This window comes from Sulfuricurvum sp. (assembly GCF_028712165.1).
In the GTDB taxonomy this organism is placed as follows: domain Bacteria; phylum Campylobacterota; class Campylobacteria; order Campylobacterales; family Sulfurimonadaceae; genus Sulfuricurvum.
Window position 1 is genome coordinate 1 of the sequence record NZ_JAQTQR010000115.1, and the last position, 4,029, is coordinate 4,029.

The following is a 4,029-nucleotide window of genomic DNA, read 5'->3' on the forward strand; positions in this document are numbered from 1 at the left end:
TTTCGATATCTGTAATGAGTTGTTCTTTTGTAGATTCCATACTAAAAGTGTAGCGTAGGCAAACTGAAATTGTATTTGATTAACATAATATATATTATATTGAAAATAGTACTATACGGATATCTGTATAATAAGTATGAGATGTATTAAAAAAATGATATTATTAAAAATAATGTATTTTTAGAAGGCAAATGGATATGGATTATTTACTAAATCTTAGAGAAGTGACTTATGCACTCTCTGAAGCACTCGATTATGTGGGCATTGATGATACTATGCACGGTAAACGAGTCGCGTACATGTCAGCTGAAGTCGCAAAAAAATTGGGCTGGGAACAAAATCGTATCGATGCGCTTATTTTGATGGGGATGCTTCATGACTGCGGTGTCTCATCAACAGATGTTCATCATCATCTTGTAACTGAACTTGATTGGGATAACTCACAGGTACACTGTATAAGGGGAGAATTGCTTCTCCAAAAAGTCCCACTGTATCACGAATATGCTACAACGATTTTATATCATCATACTCATTGGGATTCGCTCCCCTCTTCGCTCGATGACAGAACAAAAAATGATGCGAATTTGATTTATCTGACGGATCGTGTTGATGCATTACGGGTACAACTCGGATCACACACTTTACACGAAAAACAAGCTATCAAAGAAACAATTTTAAAATACTCCGATCAGATGTTTTCAGCGGAATTAGTCAATGCATTTTTATCGGTGTCTGAAGCGGATTCGTTTTGGTATTTTTTTGATGTGGAATCTCTTGAAGGGTATTTTAATGAATGGATTGAATCAAGTCATCCGGTAGATATAGAGTTTGACATATTAAAATGTATTGCTCAAATGTTTGCCGATATTGTTGATGCCAAAAGCACATTTACAGCAAAACATACCTATGGTGTTGCTGCCCTTGCCCGTTTTTTAGCTGAAAAATATGGCTTATCGATACAACAGCAAGAGATTATCGAGCTCTCTTCATTTTTTCATGACTTAGGAAAATTGCGGGTTGCTGATGAGATACTCTATAAAGACGGACCGCTGGATGAGGAAGAAAAATCACAGATGAATCGGCACGGCTTTGATTCTAATGTTGTCTTGCGAAAAATAAAAGGATTTCACGAGATTGCTAAAATCGCATCTTTGCACCATGAAACGTTGGATGGAAAAGGGTATCCCTATCATCTCATAGGAGATGAGATTCCGATCGAAGCGAGAGTACTTGCAATTGCCGATATTTTTCAGGCATTAGTTCAAAACCGCCCTTATCGAATCGGTATGGATGCGAAGGCAGCATTGGAAATTGTTGAGACAATGCGAGACGAGTTTAAGCTCGATGGTGCCATTGTTGAGATACTCTGTAACCATCTAGACGAGTGTTATTTAAAAGCAATGCAAGCGGAGTAGTCTTAGCGATCAAATATGGGTAGTTTTATCCATTCAGGCTCAGGGATCCAGGTATTACTCCACTCCAATAACAGCTGTGGTGGCATAGGGCGTGCAATAGCATATCCTTGAGCTTTTTCACATCCCATTTGTATGAGTAGTTCTCCTTGCTGGATCGTTTCAACCCCTTCGGCAATGATCTCTCTTTTAAATGCCTTTCCTAATCCGATAACACCTGCAATTATGGCTAAGTCATCCGGATCTTGATTCATGTTACGAACAAAACTTTGATCTATTTTTAACACGGAGATAGGAAGATGTTTCAGATATCTCAATGACGAATATCCGGTACCGAAATCATCCAAGGCAAAGGTTATTCCCAATATTTTACATTCATCAATCACTTTTGAAATATGAACGATATCTTCAAGTGCACTTGTCTCCAGTATTTCAAGCTCCAACATCGAAGGGTGTATATCCGAATATGATTTAAGAAGTGTCTGTAATTGTTCGATGAAATTATTTTGTTGAAGTTGTCTTGCACCTATATTAACACTGATTGGGATGGATAGCCCTTCCCCTCTCCATTTTAGTATCTGCTGCAATGCAGATTCAATGACCCACTCTCCGACTGCAACGGCCAAAGGATGGGTTTCGATAATTGGCAAGAATGTAGCTGGACTGAGAAGTCCTTTTGTCGAATGTTCCCAGCGGATGAGAGCTTCAACTCCAATAATCTCTCCTGTGCGCATATTAACCTTCGGCTGATAATAGAGACAAAATTCTTTGGATTGCAATGCCGATTTTATCTCCTCTAGCTGTTCATTAAAAATGCGAATATTATGATCGTGTTCAATATCAAAAAGATGAAAACGATTTTTGCCGGCTTGTTTGGCTTGATACATGGCTTGGTCAGCTTGACGAAGAAGCTGATCCGCTTGAATATCCTGAGCTTGAGGATAAAATGTTGCTCCTAAGCTGGCAGAGACTTCTAAAACAAGTTGATCGATTTGTATCGGTTGTGAAGCTGCATTGAGAAGTCGCTCAAGTGTTGGTATACTCGCATCCGGATCAGATAAATCATGTAGTATCGCGACAAACTCATCTCCTCCGAGCCGTGAGAGGGTATCACCTTCACGAAGCGTTTTTTTCATATTGGCCGCGACTGCAATTAAAACTTTATCACCCGCTTCGTGACCGTAAAGATCATTGATCTCTTTAAATCCGTCTAAGTCAAGGTAGGTTACAGCCAAATGGTTTCCTCGACGGTTTGTCTGAATCATAGCTTGTTCTAATCTGTCTCCAAATAAAACCCGATTAGCCAATCCTGTCAAAGAATCATAATGGGCGATATGCTCAAGCTGTTGTTCATGTTCTTTAATGGTAGTGATATCTGAAAAAAGAGAAACAAAATTTTGTATTTCTCCATCTTTATCCCGAATTGAAGAGATAGTGAGCATTTGAGGATAAATATCTCCCGATTTTCGGCGATTCCATAACTCACCGTTCCAATGTCCCTCTATAAGCATAGAACGCCACATATTCGTATAAAACTCTTTATTCTGTCGGCCTGATTTTAATACGCTCGGTTTGATTCCTATGATTTCATCTCTGGAATATCCGGTAATTTGTGTAAATGCTTCATTTATATCTACGATTCTCCCATCTTTTGTTGTAATCATAATACCTTCTCTGGCATGAGAAAATACGTTGGCGGCAAGTCTCAGATTTGATTCGGCTTCTTTTCGAACGGTGATGTCTTCATAGGCACCAACTATTCCTATAATTTTGTCAGCATGGTCTCTTAACGGAACTTTTGAGGTACTGAGCCAAATTGTTTTTCCTTCCGGTGTTGTTTGAGGTTCTTCATAAAAGAGTCGTGAATTGCCGCTTTGCATTACATTCAGGTCATCCGCACGATAAAGTTCCGCTTGTTCTGACCATCCCATTTGATAGTCATCTTTTCCGATTAGTTCAGACGGATCTGTCAAACCTGAATCCAGGGCAAAAAGTGTATTGCAGCCTAGATAACGTGATTGTGTGTCTTTCCAAAAGATTCGAATTGGCATGGTATTGATGATTGTCATTAACAGATTTTTTGATTCATACAGTTCAGATTCATCGCGCATGCGATCTTCTAAGTGTTCCAAAAGTGTAACAAAAAGTTTAAGAAGTCGAATTTCTCCCTGATTAAAAGGGTGAATTTGGCGTACGGCATCGAAACCGACATAACCAATACAATTATCATTATATATACGAGGTAAGGTTATGATACTTTTTATCTCTTGGGATTCTAAACTTTCACGTATATTTCCTTTTGGCATTTTAGAAACATCTTCTATATGTATTGCTTCACCGCGAAGATGCGGATCAATCCATTCCGGGTATATGTCTATTGGCTCATTTTGAAGTTTGAAAATTTGAGGCGAAATTCCTGTGTCACACCACTCATAGGAATTAGACATAGTTCGTTTCTCAAAATCATAATCAAAAATATAGGCTCTGTCTGCTCCGACAAAAAGTGCCATCCGTTCCAAAGCAGTATTGATTGCGGAATCCATATGTTCAATGGAAAGGTTAATAAACGAAGATGACAAATCAAGTAAAAAATCTTGGAATAAACTTTGTTGTTGTA

At 38.6% G+C, this 4,029-nt stretch carries 2 protein-coding genes; one reads left to right on the forward strand and one right to left on the reverse strand.

Annotated elements, in window-relative coordinates; all coding sequences use genetic code 11:
* The first annotated feature begins 197 nt into the window (after positions 1–197).
* Positions 198–1,415 carry an HD domain-containing phosphohydrolase gene (locus PHP90_RS13670; protein WP_299931010.1) on the forward strand — a complete coding sequence of 406 codons (1,218 nt, stop codon included), beginning with the start codon at positions 198–200 and terminating at the stop codon, positions 1,413–1,415.
* A gap of 2 nt (positions 1,416–1,417) precedes the next feature.
* Here PHP90_RS13670 and PHP90_RS13675 read toward each other — a convergent pair.
* Positions 1,418–4,029, reverse strand: a 2,612-nt coding sequence (locus PHP90_RS13675; RefSeq protein ID WP_299931012.1) for an EAL domain-containing protein, incomplete at its 5' end; no start/stop codon positions are given.